This window comes from Zoogloea sp. LCSB751 (assembly GCF_002028455.1).
GTDB lineage: Bacteria > Pseudomonadota > Gammaproteobacteria > Burkholderiales > Rhodocyclaceae > Zoogloea.
Window position 1 is genome coordinate 1 of sequence record NZ_MWUM01000665.1, and the last position, 233, is coordinate 233.

Sequence of the window (233 nt, forward strand, 5' to 3'; positions counted from 1 at the left end):
TGGTGTGACGACAGGTATGGGCGCCGTAATGAACACCGCTAAGGTGGAAGAAGGCGCGACCGTGGCGATTTTTGGCCTAGGTGGTATTGGTCTTTCGGCCATTATTGGTGCGACCATGGCTAAAGCCAGCCGGATTATTGCCATTGATATCAACGAATCTAAATTCGAACTTGCCCGTAAATTAGGTGCAACCGATTGTATTAATCCGAAACATTTCGACAAACCCATTCAAG

Annotated in this window: 1 protein-coding gene; it reads left to right on the forward strand. The window is 47.6% G+C overall.

The genetic code is table 11. From position 1 onward, the window contains the following. On the forward strand, positions 1-233 hold a 233-nt coding region (locus tag B4920_RS28085; protein WP_139379798.1), incomplete at both ends, for a zinc-binding dehydrogenase.